The following is a 20,603-nucleotide window of genomic DNA, read 5'->3' on the forward strand; positions in this document are numbered from 1 at the left end:
GTGGGAGGGGGTGCGTGAGGGAGGGGGTGCGTGAGAGGAACTGCGTGGGAGAGGAGGCGTGCGAACGGGGGTGTGCGAACGCTTCTTTTACGTCGCCACGGGCCCGTCTTTACCCGTACCTGGGACCCTCTTTACGTCGGGACGGAACCGTATCGTCGTCACGTGAGCGTAGGCCGATTCGACGTCGGAACGCAACCGTTTCGTCGTGACGCCCCTATGCTGTCCGGCATGATGACGAACGCCGACGGGGCCCCAGAGAGCCCGCAGCAGCCGCGCCGCCGGACTCCCGCCGGGGCGGCGGTGCTCCGGGAGGATGTGACGGAGGCCATCAGGGCGGCCGTCTTCGAGGAGCTCGCGGCCGTCGGATACGCGCGGATGTCCATCGAGGGGATCGCGCGCCGCGCGGGCGTGGGCAAGACCGCGGTGTACCGCCGGTGGCGTTCCAAGCTGCATCTGGTGCTCGACCTGGTGTCGGCGGTCGCGGTGCAGGGGCTGCCGGCGCCCGACACGGGCTCCCTGGAGGGCGACCTGCGTCTCCTGTACGAGGTCACGTCACGAGCCCTGCGTCACCCTGTCGCCTCGCAGATCATCCCCGACCTTCAGGCCGAGGCCGCCCGCAACCCGGACATCGCCGAGGCCATGCAGAAGGCCCTGCGGGAGGGGCAGGAGGGCGTCGCCAGCGGCATCGTCGCCGCGGCGGAGAGGCGCGGCGAGGTCCGGATGGGCATCGACGACGAGCTGGCCCTCGACCTGATCTCCGGACCGCTGTACTGGCGCTCGGTGGTCATCCGCAGCCCCAAGCCGCCGAAGGGGTACCTGGAGAGCCTGGCCCGGGCCACGGCGGTGGCACTCAAGGCGTTGTAAAGATGTTGTAAAGGCGGCCGCAAGGCGTCGAAGGGCGTCGAAAAGGCGCCTCCGGGTCACGAAGTCCGGGTTCACGCGCGGGTAGTGGAAGTCGGCCGAGGCTGGTCCCGTTCATGCCAGGGAGCCAGGAATCGTCGCAGCTCCGAACCCCTTGCGGGGTGCCCCGGCAAGGGGCGTCAACCCCGTAGCGTCCGGATCGTTGTCATCCGGGCCTCACTTTCGAGGCCCTCGGGGGCGCATACTGGACTGACGATGACGAAGCCATCCGCGCCCCGGCGCCACCTGTCCACCAGTCCCTTCAAAGCTCCGGTTGTCCCGGTCGCCAAGCACTTCGCCCTGGGTGACCGTGTTACGCACGACCAGTTCGGCCTGGGCAGGATCGTCGGCGTCGAGGAGGGCATCGCGATGCTCGTCGACTTCGGCTCCCGCCAGGCCCGTATCGTCAGCCCCTACACCCGCATGGACAAGCTCTGACGGATCCCGTCAGTACACCCGTCAGGCACTCGCCGCGGCCCCGGACGACGTCCGGCCCGCGGCGAGCGCGTTTTCTGAACCCGGTCCCTAGCCCCGCCGGGCCTCGGGACGGAGCCGTACCCAGCCCTCCCACGCCGACGTGATCATGTCGTGGACGTCGTGCTTGGCCTTCCAGGCCAGTTGCGCGGCGATGCGGTCGGCGGAGGCGACGACGCGGGGCGGGTCGCCTGCGCGGCGCGGGGTGACGGTCGGGGTGAGCGTGCGGCCGGTGACCTCGTTGATCCGGTCGATCATCTCGCGGACGGAGACGCCCTCGCCGCGGCCGATGTTGAGGGTCAGGTCCGTGCCGGGGGCGGCGGCCAGCCGGCGTGCGGCCGCGACATGGGCCTCCGCCAGGTCGGCCACGTGGATGTAGTCACGGACGCAGGTGCCGTCGGGGGTCGGGTAGTCGTCGCCGAAGACGCGCGGGGGCACGCCCTCCGTGAGCTTCTCGAAGACCATGGGGATCAGGTTGAAGACGCCTGTGTCGGCCAGCTCCGGCGCCGCGGCGCCCGCCACGTTGAAGTAGCGCAGGCAAGCCGTCGACAGACCGTGGGCGCGGCCCGTCGCGCGGACCAGCCACTCCCCCGCCAGCTTCGTCTCGCCGTAGGGGCTCATCGGCACACAGGGCGTCTCCTCGGTCACCAGGTTGACGTCCGGCATGCCGTACACCGCCGCGGAGGACGAGAACACGAAGGACGGCACCGCGGCGGCCGTGACCGCCTGCAGCAGCACCCGCAGCCCCTCGACGTTCTCTCGGTAGTAGTGCAGCGGCAGCTCCACGGACTCGCCGACCTGCTTCTTCGCCGCCAGGTGGACGACGCCCGTGACGGAGTGGTCCTTGAGCGCGCGGGCCACCCGGTCCCCGTCCAGGGTCGAGCCGACGACCAGCGGCACCCCGTCGGGCACCCGCTCGGCGATGCCGGTGGACAGGTCGTCGTAGACCACGGCCGGTTCGCCCGCCTCGGTCATCGCACGGACGACGTGCGCCCCGATGTAGCCAGCGCCGCCGGTGATCAGCCAGGTCATGTATCGGCCGTCCCCTCGTGTGTCGGTTGGTGCGTCGATGGTGGTGCGGCCGGCCGGACGCGCGGACCGGACGTGCGGACGCGTGGATCCGTCCGGGTGGTCGAGCCGGCCGTCAGCGAAGCAAACGCTTCATTCTGCGGCCCACCACGGTGGTCATTCCACGCCAGCCGGGCGCCAGCCGCAGCGCGAGCGAGCCCGCGTGGGTCGCGTACGGCTGGACGAGCAGCAGTCCGTGCCGGCCGTTCGGTACGACGGACCGGCGCAGCAGACCCGGGCCCGCGACGGCGTGCGCGGTCGTCTCGCGGCTCGTGCCGTCGTGGAAGCGCAGGCGGAGGCGCAGGTCCCAGGTGCCGGACCCGAGCGCCGCGAGGTCGACGGCCGCCTCGGCCGTCCACGAGTCGGTGCTCCCGTCGGTGCCCGAGCCGTCGTCCACGGGATCGGGGTCGTCCGGCAGGAACCGGGCCGTCACCGTGAGCCCGACCGCCCCGTCGTGCCGGTTCACGAACTCGGCGTCCACGGACGCCGGCGCCGCGTCCGCCATCCGCCCGTACAGCTCGTGCAGGCGCAGCAGCAGCCGGGTGGCACGCGCGCGTGGCCGCAGTTCCGCGTCTACGGCCACCGGGAGAAGACCTACGGGCCGGAACAGGAGGTGCTCCAGAGTCACCTGGGTCAGGTCGGCGGACCAGACCGGCGTACCGTCCGCGAGCCGCGCATAGGGCGGTCGCAGCCGGGCCGGGCGTGCCGCGACCTCCTTGACGCGGGTCAGGTCGCGGGGCTCCTCGGAGGCCGTCACGACCTGCGCGAGGACCCGTCCCGGCGCCGGTGCGAGCGCGAGGTCGGCCGCGTCGAACGTCGCGAGGTACGCGCGCGTGAGGGCCCACCACTCCCTCCGGTACTCGGGGCCGCGCTGATCGAGCTCGCGCGCGTACATCCGCAGCGAGTGGTCGAGGAACCGCGCGCGCGTCGCCCGCGCCAGCCCCTTCTCACCGGCGGCCAGGAGGATGTCGTACGAGAGGGCGTGGGCCGTGATCCTGGACCGCCAGTTGCCGACGCCCGCCCGGTCCAGCGAGATCGACAGCTGCTCGGCGCTCCGGCGCACGTGCCAGACGTACACCGTGTCCGGGATCAGCGCGACGTGCGGACCCGCAGCCAGCACGCGCGCGGTGAAGACGAAGTCCTCGTAGGGGAAGCGTCCCGCGGGGAACCGGATGCCGTGCTCGCGCAGGAAGTCGGTGCGGTAGAGCTTGTTGACGCAGAGGGTGTCGTGGACCAGGTGGGTGCGGCGGGACGGGTGCCTCACCAGGGCGGCCTTCGCGTACAGCTCGGGCTGCCAGGGGACCTCGCGGCCGGACGGCAGCTCACGGCGTACACACAGACCGGCGGCGACCTCGGCCCCGCGCCCGACGGCCGCGTCGAGGAGCGCGTCCACGGCGCCGGGCGGCAGCACGTCGTCGCTGTCCAGGAACATCACGTACGGGGCCGTGGCGGCGTCGATCCCGTCGTTGCGCGGGCTGCCGCAACCGCCGCTGTTGACCTTGCGGCGGAGCACCTTCAGACGCGATTCGTCCAGGGCGAGGCGGTCCAGGAGCTCCGCGCTGCCGTCCGTCGAGCAGTCGTCCACGGCGATCACCTCGCGGACGGCGGGTCCCTGCGCGAGGGCCGAGCGCACCGCGTCCGTCACATGGGCGGCGTCGTCGTACCCGATGACGACGACGCACACCTGTGACTGGTGGGGAGGTATGGCTTGGAGAGGTCGCATGGCTTCCACGGGGCGAAATAGTGGCTGGTGTAGTTAATTTTCCGTTAAGAGGTACTTACTGTCTCGTGGGGAAGATGACGGGAATTATGTGAGGGTTCCGTTTCCGCTGATCGAATTCCCGCGGACCGGACACCGGCCGGCCGGCATCCGGCGGTCCACAGGCGGCGGAAGGAGAGCGCCGCGGCCCCGACGAGCAGCCCGTTGCGGACCAGCATCAGCAGGGTGCCGGTCCAGGTGCAGTCCATGACGTCCCGGTACAGGACGGGGTAGGCGAGGGCGCTGGCCGCCGCGGCAGCCGTGATCAGCACGGCCACCGGACGCTGCGAGGTGTGCCGCGAGGTCAGACACACGGCGGCCAGGCCGAGCAGCCACACCAGGTACTGGGGGCTGATCACCCGGCTCGTCACGGTGAACAGGAGCACGGCACAGAGTGCGGCGTCGTACGGGGTGGCCGGCGTCCAGTGCCGGGCCCGCAGGCGCCACAGCAGCAGGGCCCCGAAGGCGGCGACGGTGAGCGCCAGCGACGCCGCCGCGATCGTGCTGACGTACGGTCCCGTGAACTCCATCGCCCCGTACCGGTAGCGCACCTGCCCCGGCCAGCCGGCGTGCCGCGCGAAGGAGAGGGCCGTCCCGCCGAGCGACTCGATCTGTACGCCCCGGCCGCCCTGCTGCCGCAGGAAGTCGAAGGGGTCGCGGAAGAGCGCGGCGAGGGCGAGGAGCAGTACGCCCGCGGTGACGGCCGCCGAGGTCCACACCTCCCTCGTCGTACGCCCCCTGGGGGTGCCGATCAGGATCAGCGCGGGCCACACCTTCACGAGAGCGCCCAGCGCCGCGAATGCGCCGCACGCGCGCGTGGAGCGCGAAAACGTCAACAGGGCGATGACGGCAAGGGCGGTGACCTGCACGTCGTAGCGGGCCAGCGGGAGGTGCAGGAGGAGGGGGAGGCCCGCGACCCACAGGGCCGCGCCGCGCAGGCTGCGGCCCGTCCGGGTGCCCGCGCGCGTGAGGGCGACGGCGACCACGGCGTCGGCGGCCAGCGCGAGAAGCACGAACGCCTGGAAGTACGTCAGCCCCGGCAGCAGTCCGGGTGACAACAGGACCGGGCCCGCGCCCGGCGGGTACTGCCACAGCCGGTCGCCCGAGGGGAACGTGCCGTGGGCGAGCACGCCGTACCAGCGGGCGTACAGCTCGTGCACCTCGCGCGCGACACCGCCGATGCCCAGCGGGGCGTGCCCGTCCCGGGCGAGCAGCCAGAGCATCAGGGCGCGGGTGGTGAGCCAGCCGACGGCGACGAGGAGGAGACGGGGCTTCATCCAGGGCTTCACCCGACGGATCGTAAGCCGCAAGAAGGCATATAACGTCCGATGACGGGTCAATCACGAGTGAAGGCTGACTAATAGCACAAAATCTGGTGCATGGTCGTCAAGCGCCCGCAGGTTGCCGTCGCCGTGCTCGTACCCGTGCTCGTCATGTCCGCGATCGGTCTGTGGGGGATCGATCGCGGCGGGATGTGGCGGGACGAGGCGGTCACCTTCCAGGTGGCGCGGCGCTCGCTCCCGCAGATCTGGCAGCTGCTGCACTCCGTGGACGCGGTGCACGGCCTCTACTACCTCCTCATGCACCCCGTCCTCGCCCTCCACCCCGGAGAGGTCGCCCTGCGCCTCCCCTCGCTCTGCGCGGCCGCCGCGACCGCGGGCCTCGTCGCGGCCCTGGGGGCCAGGCTCGCCCGCCCGAGGGTGGGCCTGTGGGCCGGGCTGCTCTACGCCGTGACCCCGATGGCCGGGCACTTCGCCCAGGAGGGCCGTTCGTACGCGCTGGTCGCCGCCGGGGTCGCGGCATCGACGCTGCTGCTGGCACGGGCGGTGACGGCCGACGGGGACGGAAACGGAAACGGGAACGGGAGCGGGAGCGGAGGTGGGGACCAGGAAGACGAGCCCGTGGGCCGGCTCGCCCGGCACGCGCGCCCGGTCGGCTGGTGCGCGTACGGAGGGGCCGTCGCCGTCACCGTCCTGCTGCACGAGTTCGCCGTACTGATCCTGCTCGCGCACGCCGCCACCCTGGCCCTCGCCCGCATGCCCCGCCGCGTGTGGCGCGACTGGGCCCGCGCCGCGGGTGCCGTAGTCCTCGTCCTGCTTCCGCTCGCCCTGGTCTCCAGCGGCCAGGCGGACCAGGTCGCCTGGCTCCGGCCCCCGGGCGGCGGCACCGTCGAACGCCTGCTGCGCTCCTTCACTGGTCCGACCATGCTGGTCCTCGGCCCGTATCTGCTGCTGATCGCCCTCGCCGTGCGCGTCCCGTTCACCCCGCCCGCCCGCCGCGGCGAACTCTCCGTCCCCGCGGTCGCCCTGCCGCTGCTGCTCCTCCCGCCCGCGGTCCTCATCGCGGTCTCGCGCCACTGGCCGCTCTACGACGACCGCTATGTGCTGTACGCGCTCGCCGGGGCGCCGTTGCTGGCGGCGGCGGGGGCTGAACGGCTGGTCCTGGCGGCACGCCGGGCGGGCCTCGCGCGACGCGACGCCGACGGCCTGATGCGAGACGTGGGGGGCGCTCCCGACCTCGACCCCGATCCCGGTCCCGACCTCGATCCCGCTCTCGTACGAGGTGTGCGCGTCCGCGTCCGCGTGCCGTACGCCGCCACGCTGGTCGGTGTACTGGCCATTACCCTCGCCTTCGTCTCACAGCTCCCCGTCCTCCGGGAGGACCGGGATCCCGCCCGCCGTCCCGACAACCTCGCCGTCGTCTCGGCCGCGGCGGCCCAGCGGATGAGCCCCGGCGACTCTGTGCTCTTCCTGCCGTCGCTCGGCAGGCGCTCCGCGCTGGCGTATCCGAAGGGGTTCCAGGGCACGCGGGACATCGCGCTGGAGGAGCCCGCACCCGTCTCCGGGACGCTCTACGGGCGCGAGGCAGGCCCGGACGAGCTGCGCCGCAGACTCGCCGGCCTGGACCGCGTGTGGGTGGTCGCCGAGCCGTACGCCCTGAAGTCGGCCTGGTATCCGAGGGATCCGACCGAGCGGGTCAAACTCACCGTCGTGGGCGAGGAGTTCGCGCCGCGGGCGGAGTTCGTACGCAAGGGGTCGATTCTGCGGCTGTACGTGCGGAGGGCTCCGGCGGTGTGAGGGGGCGGGGGAGCGCGGTGGTCGTTACGCGCCGCAGCCCGGGGTCTCGTCCAGGGCCGCCGCGTCCAGCGCGTTCGTGAGCTTGTCGAGCCGGGCGCGCAGTTCGAGGATCTCGTCCAGTTCGAAGGTCGTCGCGGCGGCGATCCGGCGCGGTACGCGCAGTGCCTGCTCGCGCATGGCCGTGCCCTCGTCCGTGAGTCCGACCACCACGGACCGTTCGTCGCGCGCACTGCGCTCACGCCGTACGAGGCCGGCCGCCTCCAGGCGCTTCAGCAGCGGCGACAGCGTGCCGGAGTCGAGCCGCAGGTGCTCGCCGACCTTCTTCACGGGCAGCTCGCCGTGCTCCCACAGGACGAGCATGACCAGGTACTGGGGGTACGTGAGCCCCAGATCCTTGAGCACGACCCGGTAGACGCCGCCGAAGGCGCGGGAGGCCGCGTTCAGGGAGAAGCAGATCTGCTGGTCGAGGCGGAGGAAGTCCTCGTCCCGTACAGGGTTCTGTACGGGGCCCTGTGCAGGGTGCTGTACGGCGGGGTCGGGTGCGGGCGTCGTGGTCATGGCTCCAGGATACCTCCGGTGCGTCATTTAGTTGTGCACAACTGAATTGTGTGCTCTACTTGTGGTCGTGAGGGGGGCCGGACCAGGGCCCGCCGATACGACGTTGACCCTGAGAGGGATGGTTTCCATGGACGCGATCTACACCGCCGTCGCCACCGCCACCCACGGCCGTGACGGTCGGGCCTACAGCTCCGACGGCAAGCTCGACCTGGAGCTCGGGATACCGGTGGAGATGGGCGGCAACGGTCAGGGCACGAACCCGGAGCAGCTGTTCGCGGCCGGTTACTCGGCCTGTTTCGCCAGTGCGCTCGCGCTGGTCGGGCGGGCGGCGAAGGTCGATGTCAGTGACGCGGCGGTGACCGCCGAGGTCGGTATCGGCAAGCAGGGGGAGGGCTTCGCCCTCGCTGTCACGCTGCGGGTGGAGCTGCCGGAGTCCGTGGACGCCGAGACCGGCCGCAAGCTGGTCGAGCAGGCTCACCAGGTGTGCCCGTACTCCAACGCGACGCGGGGCAACGTGCCGGTGGAGCTCGTCGTCGAGTAGACCTTTCCTCGCCCCCGCCGCCCCTACCCTTCCCGTCCCTGGGGGCTGCCGCCCCCAGACCCCCGCATCGCGCTACCGCGCTCGTCCTCAGACGCCGGACAGGCTGAAGGTGTCGGCCCGGGCCGCGAAGTATTCAGCCCCTCCGGCGTTTGAGGAGCGGGGGTTCGGGGGCGGAGCCCCTGAGTAGGGGACGGGAATGGGTAGGGGCGGCGGGGGCGAGAAACCTTCTCCGGTGATCCGTCCTCGACGAACTCCGCCAGCAGCAACGGCACCCCCACCACCGGCACCAGCCACACCATCACCATCAACCGGTCGATGCCGATGTCGGGATGGGCGGCGATGCTGAGCACGCCGGTGCCGGCGGCGGCGGCGAGGAGCACCCCGAAGGCGGGCCACCGCCGAAGAGCCCCCCACCCGCCGGCGACCAGCAGCGCCAGGAACAACGGCTCGGCAAACTGCCGCCGCAGCCACTCCGTCCAGAAGTTGAGCTCCAGATGGAGGAACTCCCACCACGCCCGTTCCCGGTCCGGCCGGTTGAAGTGGTCGGTGAGGAGGTCCTGGAGGCTGTCGGACTCCGAGGGGTACGGGAGCAGCCGGGTCAGGAGCATGACGCCCACGACCGCACCCAGCGTCACCTTCAGCAGCGTCTTCACAGCGTCGCCCACCGGCCGCCCCGCCCGCTTCCGGTAGAGGCCGATCACCCCGAGCCCCGCGGCCAGACACACCGACAGGAACAGCGCCTGCGAGTGCTTCACGGTGAACAGCAGCGCCAGCGAGACGCCGACCAGTCCGGCGGCCCCCGCCCGCCCTCGCAGCACCAGCGCACACCCCCACAGCACCGCCAGCGTGAGCGCCATCATCGTGCCCTCGGTCATGGGCCGCATCGCGGTCGCACCGGTCGGCAGGAGGTAGTAGAGGGCCTGCCCGGTCAGGGCCAGCCCCACCGGTACGCCCACCGTCCGCAGGACGAGGAACACCAGCGCGCCCCCGGCCGCCGCGACGACGACCCCCGCCGCCCACAGCCCCCACGTCACCCCGAGCACCGTCACGAACGGCACGAGCAGCAGCGGATATCCGGGCCGCACCTCGAAGATCCGCATGAACCGTTCGCTCATGAAGGGCGCCGTCCACCCGGACGTCTCCCCGGCCTCCAGCCGCCGGCCGACGCTCCAGTCGTAGTAGCCCCGGCACTCGTCCCGGATCCCCGGCCCCGGATCGGGAGCCCGGAAGCGCCGCACGTCCACACTGTGGTTCCGCGACACGGTCTCGGCCCGGCTCGCGCACACGTACGCGATCGTGCGCCCCGCCGCCTCCTCCTTGGCCGCGCCGCCCAGACTCAGCGCGTACGACAGGTAGTTGCGGCTGTCGGGCGTGTCACGGCCGGTGACGTTGGCGAGCTGGAGGCAGCCGAAGAGGGCGGCGAGGAACAGCACCCACGCGGCGGGGCGAGCGCTCACGAGCGGGCCAACTGCCCGCTCGGGACGCCGGGTGCGGGGACCGTGGGCGGCACGGCGGCCAGGTCCTCGCCCAGCATCAGCAGCCGTACGACCCGCTCGGCGGCCCGCCCGTCGTCGTACCCGCCGAACCGCTCCCGGAAGGCGCCCCGCAGTCGCGCCGACTCCTCGTCCCGCCACGCGCCCGACGTGAACAGCCGCGCCAACTCGCCCTCGTCGCGCGTCACATGGCCCGGTGGGCGCTCGGTCACGTCGAAGTACGTGCCGCGGCCGGCGAGGTAGGTGTCCCAGTCGTAGGCGTGCAGGACGATCGGCCGGTCCAGGTGGGCGTAGTCGAACATCAGGGACGAGTAGTCGGTGACCAGCGCGTCGGAGGCGAGCATCAGGTCCTCGACGCTCGGCTCGTCGGTGACGTCCAGGAGTACGCCTCGCCTTGCCAAGTCCTTGAGTTCCAGGCCGCGTTCGTGGCGCTGGGCCAGTGACGGGTGGAGGCGGACCGCCAGCACGTGGTCGCCCGGCAGCCCCGCCACCAGACGTTCCAGGTCGCAGTCGGGTGCGTAACCGCCCTGACGGTGGTCGCGGTTGGTCGGCGCGTACAGGATCAGGGTCCGCTCGTCCGGAACGCCCAACCGCCCCCGCGCCGCCTCCCGCCGGCCCCGCTCCGGCCGGACCAGGCAGTCGTTGCGCGGGCTGCCCGAGCGCAGGGACACGAAGTCGCAAGGGTACGCGCGGTCCCAGACCAGCTCCGAGTGCGGGTTCGCGACCAGGCTGTAGTCCCAGCGGTCGGCCCGCCGCAGCATCTTCGGAACGCTGAAACCCCGTCGCGCGCCCGGGTACTTGAGCAGGTCCGCGCCCATCGACTTGAGCGGGGTGCCCTGGTGGGTGTGGATGTGCACGGCACCCTCGCGCTTCACCAGGTCGTTCGCCCAGTTCATGTTGTTGATCAGATACTTGGCCCTCGCCGTCACCTTCCGGTAGGCGCGGCTGCCCGGCAGGACGTGCTCGACGTCCGGCGGCAGCGTGTCCACGTACTCCTTGCCGACCACCCACACGCCCCGGATGTGCGGGGCGATCTCTCGTGCCTTGCGGTGGATCGCGGCCGGATCGCCCAGGACGCCGCGGTGCGAGAAGGCCGAGTACACAGCGAGGTTGGGGTCGAGCGCGCGCCGCAGCACCAGCCGCCGGTGCGCCGCGAGCAGCACCCTGCGCAGCCGCCGGCGCCAGACCCGATAGCGCCTGCGCAGTCCGGCCCGCCGTACGGCGGCCACGCGGTGCAGGGCGTAGAAGGCGTACGGGGTCCGGGCGAGCAGCGTGAAGGACACCCGCGGGATGTCCGCGCCGAGCCGGTGTCCGTCCGGCCGGTACGCCCGCAGGTCCCGGGCCGCCCGCCGGTGGAACTCGGGGCGGGCTGACGGCGGTACGCGGTCCTGCTGGCGGAGGATGAAGAGGTAGTGGTCCGCCATGTGGTCGTAGAGGAAGCCGCGCCACCGTTCCAACTCGGGCCGCTCCCCGATGAATCGGAACAGCCGCTCGTACTGCGCGAACACCTCGAAGTGCTCCCGGCTCGGCGTGCGCAACGCGTTGCCCTGGCGGCGCTGCCGGTAGTACACGCAGATCCGGTCGACGAGCGTGATCGTGCGGGCCGTCCACAGTGTCTGGTAGACGACGACCGCGTCCTCGTAGAAGCCGGTGGGGAAGGCGAAGCCGCCCTCGCGGAAGAAGTCGAGGCGGTACGCCTTGTTCCAGACGACCGTGAACAGGTCGAGCAGATCGGGGCGTTCGGCGACCGTGAACACCTCGGGGCCCGGCGCCTCGAACACCGCCGCGTCCCGGTTGCGCTTCACCGCGCCGTGCCAGTGCGTGCGCGCGTAGTCGAACAGGACGATGTCCGGCCGCGAGGTCGCGTCGATCCGCTCGGCGATCGCCCGCAGGGTGCCCGGGGTGTAGCTGTCGTCGCTGTCGAGGAACAGCAGGTACTCGCCCCGCGCCAGCTTCGCGCCGTGGTTGCGGGCCGGGCCGATACCGCCGTTGACCGGCAGATGCACCGGCACGACCCGCTCGTCGCGGGCCGCGAACTCGTCGATGATCGCCGAACTTCCGTCCGGGGAGCGGTCGTTGACGACGATCAGCTCGAAGTCGCCGTACGACTGGTCGAGGACCGACTCCAGGCATACGCGCAGATAGCCCTGCACGTTGTGGACGGGCACGACGATGCTGAAGCGGGGCATGGCACCTCCAGGTCCGGGAACCGGCGGGGATTCGGGGGCAGTTGACGGCGGCATCGGACTCGACGGCCGCATCAGAGCGCCGGGGCGTGGGGCCGCCGTGAGCCGGCTGCCGTCGCCCCCGCTGCTGGCCCTCCCGCCGGAACGGGGAGGCGTTCGTGCAACGGCACCACCGGCGGCAGCTCCTCCTCGGCCTGCCCCAGCAGTACCCGCCGTACGACCCGCTCGGCGGCACGCCCGTCGTCGAACCGGCAGAAGCGCTCCCGGAACCGGTCCCGCAGCCCGGCGGACCGCTCGTCCGCCCACTCGCCCGTCGTGAAGACCCGGATCAACTCGTCCTGCGTGCGGGCGACATGGCCGGGCGGCTCGGCCAGCAGGTCGAAGTAGACGCCCCGGGTGTCCCGGTAGACGTCCCAGTCGTCGGCGTACGTGACGATCGGCCGGTCCAGGTTGGCGTAGTCGAACATGATCGACGAGTAGTCCGTGATCAGGGCGTCCGAGGCCAGGCAGATGTCCTCGGTCTCCCGAGAGGCCGTGACGTCGATCAACCGGCCCGAAGCCACGGCCTGTTGGAGGTCGGCGTCGCCTTCGAGGAAGTAGTGCGCCCGCAGCAGCACCACGAACTCCGGCCCCAGCTCCGCACAGAAGCGGGCCAGGTCGAACTGGGCCGACACATCGCGCGGATAGTCGCGGTACGTCGGCGCGTACAGCAGCGCCACCCGGTCCTTGGGGATGCCGAGCCGCTCGCGGATCCCGGTGACCTCGGCCGGATCCGCCGTGTAGAAGCGGTCGTTGCGCGGATAGCCGTACTCCAGGTGCGTGAAGGCGCTGGGGTAGGCGCCCGACCAGACCTCCGTGGAGTGCGCGTTGGAGGAGAGGGAGTAGTCCCAGCGGTCCGCGCGCTCCATCAGCCGGCCGAAGCTCCCGGTGGCCGCGGCGACGGCCCGGTACTCGACCTGGTCGACGCCCATCCGCTTCAGCGGCGTCCCGTGGTGCGTCTGGACGTGCACGGATCCGGGGCGTTTGACCACGGCCGTCTCGAAGTTGACGTTGTTGAACGTGTACTTGGCCCGCGCCATCACCTCCCAGTACCGCCTGCTCCCGATCACCACGCTCTCCACGTCCTCGGGCATGTTCGCCGCGTCCTGCTCCCGCACCAGGAACACCGACCTGATGTGCGGGGCCAGTTCGCGCGCCTTGCGGTGGACGGCGGCCGGGTTGCAGGCGTAGCCGCGGCCCCAGTAGGCGGCGTACACGGCGAGGTTCTCGTCGAGAGGCTTGCGGAGGTATCGCCGGTACGGGCCGTGCGGTCGGCCTCGGCGCCATCTGCGGGCGGCGCGGGTCGCGAACACACCGGCCCGTTCGGTCAGTCGGCCGATGCGGAGGAGCGCGCGGAACGTGGTGTACGCGCCGCGGGCGAGCAGCCGGTCGCGCAGCCCCTCGACGCGGTGGCCGTGCGGGCGGTGGCGGCGGTGGAGCCTGCCCGCCCGGCGGAAGAAGGCCCTGCGGCAGGACGTGGCCGCCGTGTCGAGGACCTCGGCGTAGAGATGGTCGAAGAGAGCACGCGATGTGTCCTGGTCCAGGTCCTGTTCGGCTGCCCGCCTCAGTACCAGCTCGACCTGGTCGAGGAGTTGGCGCTGTGCGTCGGGTGTCGCGCCGCCGCCGCTGGGGCGCCGCTCATGACGTCGTACGCAGACCGTGTCCAGCGCGGCGGTCTCCCCGGCCGCGAGGGTCACCAGACCGGACCAGCCGATGTCCGTGAAGTGGCCCTCGGGAAAGGTGAGTTGGTGATCGGCGAGGAACGCCCTTCGGTAGGCCGTGGCCCAGACCGGCCGTCGTACGTCCGTGGGGTCGCCGTCGTCGACCCGTTCCGCCACCGGTTCGCCCACCCACCACGGCACGCGCTCGTGGGCGAGGTGCAGGACGTCCACCTCGCCGGTCTCCCGGAGCCGTGCGTCCATCGCCGCGAGCGCTCCCGGCGTCAGGACGTCGGTCGCGGTGAGGAACAGGAGGTACGTGCCGGTGGCCGCGTGCATGCCCGCGTCGCGCGAACCGGGGGTTCGGACGACGCGGGGGTCTCGGTCGGCGTACTCCCCGGTGACGGTCGCCGCCGGGGAGTCGGGGGTGTCGCAGGCCGTGACCAGCTCGAAGTCGGTGAAGGACTGGGTCAGGACCGAGTCCAGGGCGGTGGGGAGGCGCCCCGCGAGGCCTTGTGCGGTGACGATGACGCTGAAGCGGGGCATGTGGTGCGGGGCTCTTTCTGTGGCGTGGGGTGGGTGGGGGTTGGTGTGGTGTGCCGGGTGTGGGTTCGCCCCACCGGGCCCGCCCCTAGAGACAAGGGGCCTGGCCCGCCGGTGTGGGGACGGTGGCCAGTGGCGCGGTGACGGACTGGTCCGCCGCCGACCGGGCGGGATTGCGCGCGGCGAGCGGGACCACCGCCGGCAGCCCCGACGCCTCGCCCAGTACGACGTGGCGCACGACGCGCTCGGCCGCGTGACCGTCGTCGTACGGGCAGAAGCGGTCCCGGAACGCCGACCTGAGCTGTGTGGAGCGGGACCCGCGCCAGTGGCCCGTCGCGAAGATGTCGATCAGCTCGTCCTCGCTGCGCGCCACCGCACCCGGCGGGAACGCGCGCAGGTCGAAGTACGTCCCGCGCGCCGCCTCGTACGCCTCCCAGTCGTCCGCGTGGATGACAATCGGCCGGTCGAGGCCCGCGTAGTCGAACATCAGCGAGGAGTAGTCGGTGATCAGCGCGTCCGAGGCGAGGCACAGGGACTCGACGCTCGGGTGGTCCGACACGTCGATGAGCCGGCCGCCGCTGCGCGCGAGCGGGGCACCGTACGCGTGGTGTGCGCGGGCCAGCAGGACGAAGCGCGGGCCGAGTTGGCGCAGCACCCGCTCCAGGTCGAGCGCGGTGCGCTGGCCGCGCCGGTAGTCGCGGTGCGTGGGTGCGTACAGGACGGCGACCGCGCCCTCGGGGATGCCGAGGTTCTCGCGGAGCCGGGCCACGTCGGCCGAACTCGCCTGCTGGAACACGTCGTTGCGCGGCTGGCCGTACTCCAGCGTCGTGTAGCCGGACGGGAAGACGCGCTCCCAGACGAGGGTGGAGTGGCGGTTGGCGGACAGGCAGTAGTCCCACCGGTCGGCGTCGCGCAGCAGCTCGGTGAAGTCCGTGCCGCGGGCCGCCGCCGGACGTTCCTGGAGGTCCAGGCCCATGTGCTTGAGCGGTGTGCCGTACTGGGTCTGGACGAGGACCTGGCCGGGGCGCTTGACCAGCCGGCGGTCGAAGTCGGCGTTGTTCACCAGGTACTTGGAGCGGGCGAGCGCCGTCCAGTACGCGGCCGTGCCCGGCGTCAGCCTGCGCGTCGCCGTCGGGATCGTGTGGTGGAACTCGGGGCGCGCGATCCACGCGGTGCGCACGTCCGGCGCGTACGTCCGGAACGCGGATTCCAGTGCCCCCGGGTTGCAGCCGTGGCCGCGTCCTCCGTGGCTGGCGAACACGGCCTGGTCGGCCCGGACGGGAAGCCGGAGCTGGAGCCTGTAGTGCAGCCGGAGTGCGGCCGTGCGGAGGGTCCGGGCCAGTGCCCCGGTGAGTCGTGCGACGCCACGCTTGAGCCGGACAGCCGCCCACGTCGCCCGGTAGGCGCGGTGGCTGCCCAGGCGGACCAGCGCGTGCCGCAGCCGGTTGTCGGACGGGACGTCGGCGGCCCGTACGCGGTAACGGACGTAGTGGGCACGGGCCTTGCGCAGGAACAGGGCGCGGGAGCCGCGCGGCAGCCGGTCGCGCTTGAGGAACACGGCCGAGAGATGGTCGACCATGCGGTGGAACAGGACCGGGCGCCAGTGCGCCAGTTCGGGGTGCGCGTCGAGATGCGCGAAGACCCGGTCGTACTGGTCGAAGATGTCGAAGTGCCTGCCGCTGACCGTGCCGAGGATGTTCCCCCGGCGGCGCTGGCGGTAGTGGACGCAGACGCGGTCGAGTGTCGCGATCGTCTCGGCGGCCATCAGGACCGGGGACGTCCAGGGGGTGTCCTCGTAGTAGCCGGGCGGGAAGGCGAAACCCTCCCCGGCGATGAACTCCCGGCGGTACGCCTTGTTCCACACGACCATGAGGACCTTCAGCAGCCCCGGCCGGTCGTCGAGCCTGAACGGCGCGGGCGCGTCCTCGGTGAGCTGGCCCGCCTGGATGTTGCGTACCGTCTCGCCGGACCAGAAGGTGCGCGCGTAGTCGTAGACCAGGACGTCCGGGTCGCCGGTCTCCTTGACGCGGTCGGCGATGGCCCGCAGGGCGTCAGGGGTGAGGGTGTCGTCGCCGTCCAGGAAGATCAGGTAGTCGCCGGTCGCGTACCGCATACCGGCGTTGCGGGCCCGGCCCAGGCCCACGTTCTCCTTGAGGTGGACAGCTCGCACCCGGGGGTCGGCGGCCGCGAACTCGTCGATGATCGCGCCGCAGGCGTCGGGTGAGCAGTCGTCCACCGCGATCAACTCAAGGTCGGTGAAGGACTGTTCGAGGACGGATGCCATGCACTCGTGCAGATATGCCTGCACCTGGTACGCGGGGACAATGACACTGAACCGGGGCAAGGGACATCCTTGTGTCGGCGCGGGCATACTGCCCGGGAACGGCCGAAGGGGTTACCGGGTTACGCCGGATGCGGCATGTGGGGGACCCCCGGTGAACGCGAAGGGGCGGGCCGATGACGGCCCGCCCCTCGCGATGTGTACTCCGGATGCCCGACCCGGATGTCCTGGAAGCTACTTCACCGCGCCCGCCATCACACCGGACACGAACTGCCGCTGGAACGCGAAGAACACGGCCAGCGGGATCACCATCGAGATGAACGCGCCGGGCGCCAGCGTCTCGATGTTGCCGGAGAACTGCCGGGTCTGCTCGGTCAGCGCGACGGTCAGCGGCCGCGAGTCGGAGTCCGAGAAGATCAGCGCCACCAGCATGTCGTTCCACACCCACAGGAACTGGAAGATGCCGAGCGACGCGATCGCGGGCCCGCCGAGCGGCAGGACCACGGTGGTGAACAGCCTGATCTCGCCCGCGCCGTCGAGCCGCGCCGCTTCCAGGAGTTCACGCGGGATCTCCGCGAAGAAGTTGCGCAGCAGGAAGATCGCGAACGGCAGGCCGAAGCCCACGTGGAAGAGGACGACACCGATGACGCTGCCGAAGATCCCGAGGTCGCCGAAGAGGTCGGCCAGCGGGATCAGGGCGATCTGGATGGGCACCACCAGCAGGGCCACCACGGCCACGAACCACCAGTCGCGGCCCTTGAAGTCCAGCCAGGCGAAGGCGTATCCGGCCATCGCGCCGATCACCACGACCAGCGCGGTGGCCGGCACGGTGATCCACACCGTGTTGAGCAGGGCGTCGGTGATCTGCTCCTTGCCGAGCAGGGTCGAGTAGCTCTCGGTGGTGAGCTGGGACGGCTTGCTGAAGACGTCCCACCACCCGGAGTCGGCGATGTCGGTCGGATCGCGGAACGACGAGGCCAGCAGCCCGACCGTCGGCGTCACCCAGAGCAGCGCGACCAGGATGAGGAAGACCCGCATCACGCCGCCCGCCGCGCCGCTCGCGAACTTGGAGGCCAGTGACCGCCGGGGCGGACCGGCCGCGTCCACGGCCACCGGCGGTTCCTTCAGGGGTACGGAGGGTGCGGTCACCGTCGGCGCTCCCTTCGCAGTCGGCGGATGTTGACGATCATCACGGGCATCACGAGCAGCAGCAGGACGATGCCGATCGCGCTGCCGAGCCCCTGGTTGTTGCCGCCGCCGAAGGAGGCGTTGACCAGTTGCAGGGCGAGGACGTTGGCCTCGTCCTGGGTGGGCTGCGGAGCGATGATGAAGACCAGGTCGAAGATCTTCATCACGTTGATCATCAGGGTGATCAGCACGACGACGAGGACCGGCGCGAGCAGGGGCACGGTGACCCGGCGGAACACCTGCCACTCGTTGGCCCCGTCGACCCGGGCCGCCTCCAGGAGGTTGCGGTCGACTCCGGCGAGCCCCGCCGCGATGAGCACCATCGCGAAACCGGCCCACATCCAGGCGTACGCACCGATGATGGCCGGGGTGACCAGGGACGGGCCGAGCCAGTCGACGCCGTTGTAGGGTGCCGCGAAGTTCGAGGACGGCAGCCGGAGTTGGGCACCGTCGGCCGCCGCCGGCAGGGTGAACGTACCGTCTGCGCCCGCCTTCGCGGAGGCCACGACCTTGCCGTCCCTGACCGCCTCGACCTTGATGCCGGGCAGGGCCTTCTCACCCGTGTCGATGGCGCCCTTCTCGCCGCCGCCGCCCAGTTTGAAGTCCAGCCAGACCGTGCCGGAAACCCCGTCGCCCGATGCCCGCGCGGGCTTGGCGTCCTCGGGGCTGCCGGGCACCTTGTTCGGGGCGATGCCGACCAGCGGGATCAGGGCCGGGGAGCCCGCGCTCAACTCGCCGGTGGAGGTGAAGGAACCCCCGCCGGACGCCTTGAGGTCGCTCTCGGTCGACGGGCGTGCCTTCGGATAGACGGACGACTCGGCGAAGGTGTCGTGCACGCCCACCACCACCGCGTTCGCCACGCCCTGGTCGGGGTCGGCCTCGTACACGAGCCGGAAGATGATGCCCGCGGCGAGCATGGAGATGGCCATCGGCATGAAGATGACGAGCTTGAACGCCGTTGACCAGCGCACCCGTTCGGTGAGGACGGCGAAGATCAGGCCGAGCCCGGTGACCAGTGCAGGGGCGACCGCCACCCAGATCGCGGTGTTCTTGACCGCGGTGAAGGTGGCGTCGTCGCTGAACAGGTCGCCGTAGTTGCCGAGGCCCACGAAGCCCGAACCGTCGGCGTCGTAGAGACTGCGCCAGACCGAGTACCCGATCGGGTAGACCACGAGCGCGCCGAGCAACACGATCGCGGGCAGCAGGAACAGTCCTGCCACCCACGCCCGCGTACCCATCACGCTCTTGCGTTTTCCGGCGGGGGGCACCGGACTCGCCGGGCCCCCCGCCGTCGCCACCTGCGACGACATGGGCTGCCGTCAGCCCTTGTACGCCTTGGCGGCGGCCGTTTCGAGCGCCTGCTGCGCGCCCGCGACGTCCGAGGGCGTCTTCAGGAAGTCCTGCAGCGCCTTCCACTCGCCCGCGCCCTGGGTACCGCCGAAGGCGGCCGGGGCCTGGTCGGACATGTCGAAGCGGAAGTCGTCGCCCGCGTCCAGCAGCGCCTTGGCGATGTCTGAGGCCACGGCGTCCTTGTAACTCTTCAGGTCCATCTCCTTGTTGGGGGAGATGACGCCGCCCTGCGCCGCCCACAGCTCGGCCGCGTCGGTCGAGGCGAGGAAGGTGATCAGGGCCTGCGAGGCCTTGTCGTCCTTCAGGATCACGGCCACGTCACCACCGCTGACCACCGGTGACTGGTCGCCGACCGCCGGGAACGGGAAGACCTTGGCGTCCGTGCCGATCTTGGCCTTCGTGTCGGCGTTGATGTTCGCCGCGACGAAGTCGCCCTCGTAGACCATGGCGGCCGGGGTGTCGCCCGAGAAGGTGTTCGTCACCGACTTGGGGAACTCGGTGCGCAGCGCGCCGGCCTTGCCGCCCGCGATCAGGTCGTCCTTGCCCCACAGCTGGGCGAGCGTGGTCAGGGCCTCCTTGACGGAGGGGTCCGTCCACTTGATCTCGTGCTTCGCCAACTGGTCGTACTTCTCCGGGCCCGCCTGCGAGAGATAGACGTTCTCGAACCAGTCGGTGAGGGTCCAGCCGTCCTGGCCGCCGATGGAGACCGCGGGCGAACCGGCGTCCGACAGCGTCTGGGCGGTCTGGATGAACTCGTCCCAGGTCTTGGGTTCCGCGGTGATACCGGCCGCCTCGAACGCGGCCGTGTTGTACCAGACCAGGGACTTGTTGGCGGCTTTCGCGTAGACGCCGTACTGCTTGCCCTTGTAGGCGCCCAGGTCCTTCCAGCCCGCCGAGAAGTTCTTGTCGATCTGCGCCTGTGCCTCGGCGCCGAGGGGCTTGACCCAGCCCTTGTCGACGAACTGGTGCAGCACACCGACCTGCGGCAGGAACGCCACGTTCGGCGGCTTGCCGCCCTGGATCTTCGTGCCCAGGAAGGTGGAGGTGTTGTTGCCGGTCGGTACGAAGCTGACCTCCGCGCCCGTCCGCTTCTCGAACTCGTCCAGGACCTTGGTGAAGTTGTCCTGTTCGGGGCCGGTCCAGACGGCCGCGACCTCCAGCTTCTGGCCGTCGAGCTTGGGGAGCTCGACACTGGCGGCGCTGCCGGTCTCGCTTCCCCCGCCTCCTTCGTCGCTCTTGTCGTCGTCACCGCCGCACGCCGTGAGCGTGAGCGCCATCGCCCCCGCGACGACGGCGGCCGCGGTTCGCGCGGTCCTGCTCATCTTGTGCGACTTGTGGTGCGGCCTGTGTGTACGAAGAGTGTTGCTGCGCATGACTTGCCCCGTTCTTCGTCGAACGTCCGAGCGCTGTCCCGTGCGCTCTTGGTCTACGCCCGTGCGCTTGGGGGCGGCAAGAGCGCCTGCGCTGTCAAGCCCGTGATCGTAACCG

General features: G+C 71.2%; 15 protein-coding genes. 4 read left to right on the forward strand and 11 right to left on the reverse strand.

All coding sequences use genetic code 11. The annotated features are described in order from the left end of the window. Positions 1 to 228 precede the first annotated feature (228 nt). Positions 229 to 864 carry a TetR/AcrR family transcriptional regulator gene (locus tag ACH4YP_RS15350; protein ID WP_398490849.1) on the forward strand — a complete coding sequence of 212 codons (636 nt, stop codon included), beginning with the start codon at positions 229 to 231 and terminating at the stop codon, positions 862 to 864. A gap of 252 nt (positions 865 to 1,116) precedes the next feature. Continuing rightward, complete coding sequence (locus tag ACH4YP_RS15355; protein ID WP_055517933.1) at positions 1,117 to 1,338, forward strand: hypothetical protein; 222 nt, start codon at positions 1,117 to 1,119, stop codon at positions 1,336 to 1,338. An 87-nt stretch (positions 1,339 to 1,425) separates the two neighbouring features. Here ACH4YP_RS15355 and galE read toward each other — a convergent pair whose 3' ends face one another. The 3 genes from galE to ACH4YP_RS15370 form a co-directional block, all read right to left on the reverse strand. Continuing rightward, positions 1,426 to 2,406, reverse strand: coding sequence for a UDP-glucose 4-epimerase GalE (gene galE / locus ACH4YP_RS15360; RefSeq protein WP_398490850.1), 981 nt, complete (start codon positions 2,404 to 2,406; stop codon positions 1,426 to 1,428). A gap of 112 nt (positions 2,407 to 2,518) precedes the next feature. After that, positions 2,519 to 4,165: a glycosyltransferase family 2 protein gene (locus tag ACH4YP_RS15365; protein WP_398490851.1), complete on the reverse strand. Its 1,647-nt coding sequence runs from the start codon at positions 4,163 to 4,165 to the stop codon at positions 2,519 to 2,521. Between the two features lie 44 nt (positions 4,166 to 4,209). Further along, positions 4,210 to 5,478, reverse strand: coding sequence for a glycosyltransferase 87 family protein (locus ACH4YP_RS15370; RefSeq protein WP_361064841.1), 1,269 nt, complete (start codon positions 5,476 to 5,478; stop codon positions 4,210 to 4,212). 102 nt (positions 5,479 to 5,580) lie between these two features. On the opposite strand from ACH4YP_RS15370, the gene ACH4YP_RS15375 reads away from it, so the two are divergent. Further along, the gene (locus tag ACH4YP_RS15375; protein WP_398490852.1) at positions 5,581 to 7,278 is read left to right on the forward strand and encodes a hypothetical protein; all 1,698 of its coding nucleotides are present in this window, start codon (positions 5,581 to 5,583) and stop codon (positions 7,276 to 7,278) included. A gap of 24 nt (positions 7,279 to 7,302) precedes the next feature. On the opposite strand, the gene ACH4YP_RS15380 is transcribed toward ACH4YP_RS15375, so the two are convergent. Next, complete coding sequence (locus ACH4YP_RS15380; protein WP_361064830.1) at positions 7,303 to 7,836, reverse strand: MarR family transcriptional regulator; 534 nt, start codon at positions 7,834 to 7,836, stop codon at positions 7,303 to 7,305. Positions 7,837 to 7,963: 127 nt separating this feature from the next. Here ACH4YP_RS15380 and ACH4YP_RS15385 point away from each other — a divergent pair, with 127 nt between their 5' ends. Continuing rightward, positions 7,964 to 8,377, forward strand: a complete 414-nt coding sequence (locus ACH4YP_RS15385) for an organic hydroperoxide resistance protein (RefSeq protein ID WP_361064832.1) — start codon at positions 7,964 to 7,966, stop codon at positions 8,375 to 8,377. Between the two features lie 23 nt (positions 8,378 to 8,400). Here ACH4YP_RS15385 and ACH4YP_RS15390 read toward each other — a convergent pair whose 3' ends face one another. The 7 genes from ACH4YP_RS15390 to ACH4YP_RS15420 all read right to left on the reverse strand — a co-directional run bounded on the left by ACH4YP_RS15390 (position 8,401) and on the right by ACH4YP_RS15420 (position 20,488). After that, entirely contained in the window at positions 8,401 to 9,834 is a 1,434-nt protein-coding gene (locus ACH4YP_RS15390) for a hypothetical protein (RefSeq protein ID WP_398490853.1), read from the reverse strand. After that, the gene (locus tag ACH4YP_RS15395) at positions 9,831 to 12,059 is read right to left on the reverse strand and encodes a CDP-glycerol glycerophosphotransferase family protein (RefSeq protein ID WP_398490854.1); all 2,229 of its coding nucleotides are present in this window, start codon (positions 12,057 to 12,059) and stop codon (positions 9,831 to 9,833) included. The genes ACH4YP_RS15390 and ACH4YP_RS15395 overlap by 4 nt, the downstream gene beginning before the upstream one ends. A 71-nt stretch (positions 12,060 to 12,130) precedes the next feature. Further along, the gene (locus ACH4YP_RS15400) at positions 12,131 to 14,299 is read right to left on the reverse strand and encodes a CDP-glycerol glycerophosphotransferase family protein (protein ID WP_398490855.1); all 2,169 of its coding nucleotides are present in this window, start codon (positions 14,297 to 14,299) and stop codon (positions 12,131 to 12,133) included. Positions 14,300 to 14,384: 85 nt separating this feature from the next. Beyond that, positions 14,385 to 16,640 carry a CDP-glycerol glycerophosphotransferase family protein gene (locus tag ACH4YP_RS15405; RefSeq protein ID WP_398490856.1) on the reverse strand — a complete coding sequence of 752 codons (2,256 nt, stop codon included), beginning with the start codon at positions 16,638 to 16,640 and terminating at the stop codon, positions 14,385 to 14,387. Between the two features lie 171 nt (positions 16,641 to 16,811). After that, a complete protein-coding gene (locus ACH4YP_RS15410) occupies positions 16,812 to 17,615 on the reverse strand; it encodes a carbohydrate ABC transporter permease (protein ID WP_361069731.1) in 804 nt (267 codons plus the stop codon). Between the two features lie 107 nt (positions 17,616 to 17,722). After that, positions 17,723 to 19,075 carry a carbohydrate ABC transporter permease gene (locus tag ACH4YP_RS15415; protein ID WP_398490857.1) on the reverse strand — a complete coding sequence of 451 codons (1,353 nt, stop codon included), beginning with the start codon at positions 19,073 to 19,075 and terminating at the stop codon, positions 17,723 to 17,725. A gap of 9 nt (positions 19,076 to 19,084) precedes the next feature. Beyond that, the gene (locus ACH4YP_RS15420) at positions 19,085 to 20,488 is read right to left on the reverse strand and encodes an ABC transporter substrate-binding protein (protein WP_398490858.1); all 1,404 of its coding nucleotides are present in this window, start codon (positions 20,486 to 20,488) and stop codon (positions 19,085 to 19,087) included. Positions 20,489 to 20,603 lie beyond the last annotated feature (115 nt).

Source organism: Streptomyces sp. NPDC020747, from assembly GCF_044334695.1.
In the GTDB taxonomy this organism is placed as follows: domain Bacteria; phylum Actinomycetota; class Actinomycetes; order Streptomycetales; family Streptomycetaceae; genus Streptomyces.

Coding starts and splice junctions, on each gene's coding strand:
- ACH4YP_RS15350 (WP_398490849.1), top strand. CDS start 229: ATGATGACGAACGCCGACGGGGCCCCAGAGAGCCCGCAGCAGCCGCGC.
- ACH4YP_RS15355 (WP_055517933.1), top strand. CDS start 1,117: ATGACGAAGCCATCCGCGCCCCGGCGCCACCTGTCCACCAGTCCCTTC.
- galE (WP_398490850.1), bottom strand. CDS start 2,406: ATGACCTGGCTGATCACCGGCGGCGCTGGCTACATCGGGGCGCACGTC.
- ACH4YP_RS15365 (WP_398490851.1), bottom strand. CDS start 4,165: ATGCGACCTCTCCAAGCCATACCTCCCCACCAGTCACAGGTGTGCGTC.
- ACH4YP_RS15370 (WP_361064841.1), bottom strand. CDS start 5,478: ATGAAGCCCCGTCTCCTCCTCGTCGCCGTCGGCTGGCTCACCACCCGC.
- ACH4YP_RS15375 (WP_398490852.1), top strand. CDS start 5,581: ATGGTCGTCAAGCGCCCGCAGGTTGCCGTCGCCGTGCTCGTACCCGTG.
- ACH4YP_RS15380 (WP_361064830.1), bottom strand. CDS start 7,836: ATGACCACGACGCCCGCACCCGACCCCGCCGTACAGCACCCTGCACAG.
- ACH4YP_RS15385 (WP_361064832.1), top strand. CDS start 7,964: ATGGACGCGATCTACACCGCCGTCGCCACCGCCACCCACGGCCGTGAC.
- ACH4YP_RS15395 (WP_398490854.1), bottom strand. CDS start 12,059: ATGCCCCGCTTCAGCATCGTCGTGCCCGTCCACAACGTGCAGGGCTAT.
- ACH4YP_RS15400 (WP_398490855.1), bottom strand. CDS start 14,299: ATGCCCCGCTTCAGCGTCATCGTCACCGCACAAGGCCTCGCGGGGCGC.
- ACH4YP_RS15410 (WP_361069731.1), bottom strand. CDS start 17,615: ATGCGGGTCTTCCTCATCCTGGTCGCGCTGCTCTGGGTGACGCCGACG.
- ACH4YP_RS15415 (WP_398490857.1), bottom strand. CDS start 19,075: ATGTCGTCGCAGGTGGCGACGGCGGGGGGCCCGGCGAGTCCGGTGCCC.
- ACH4YP_RS15420 (WP_398490858.1), bottom strand. CDS start 20,488: ATGCGCAGCAACACTCTTCGTACACACAGGCCGCACCACAAGTCGCAC.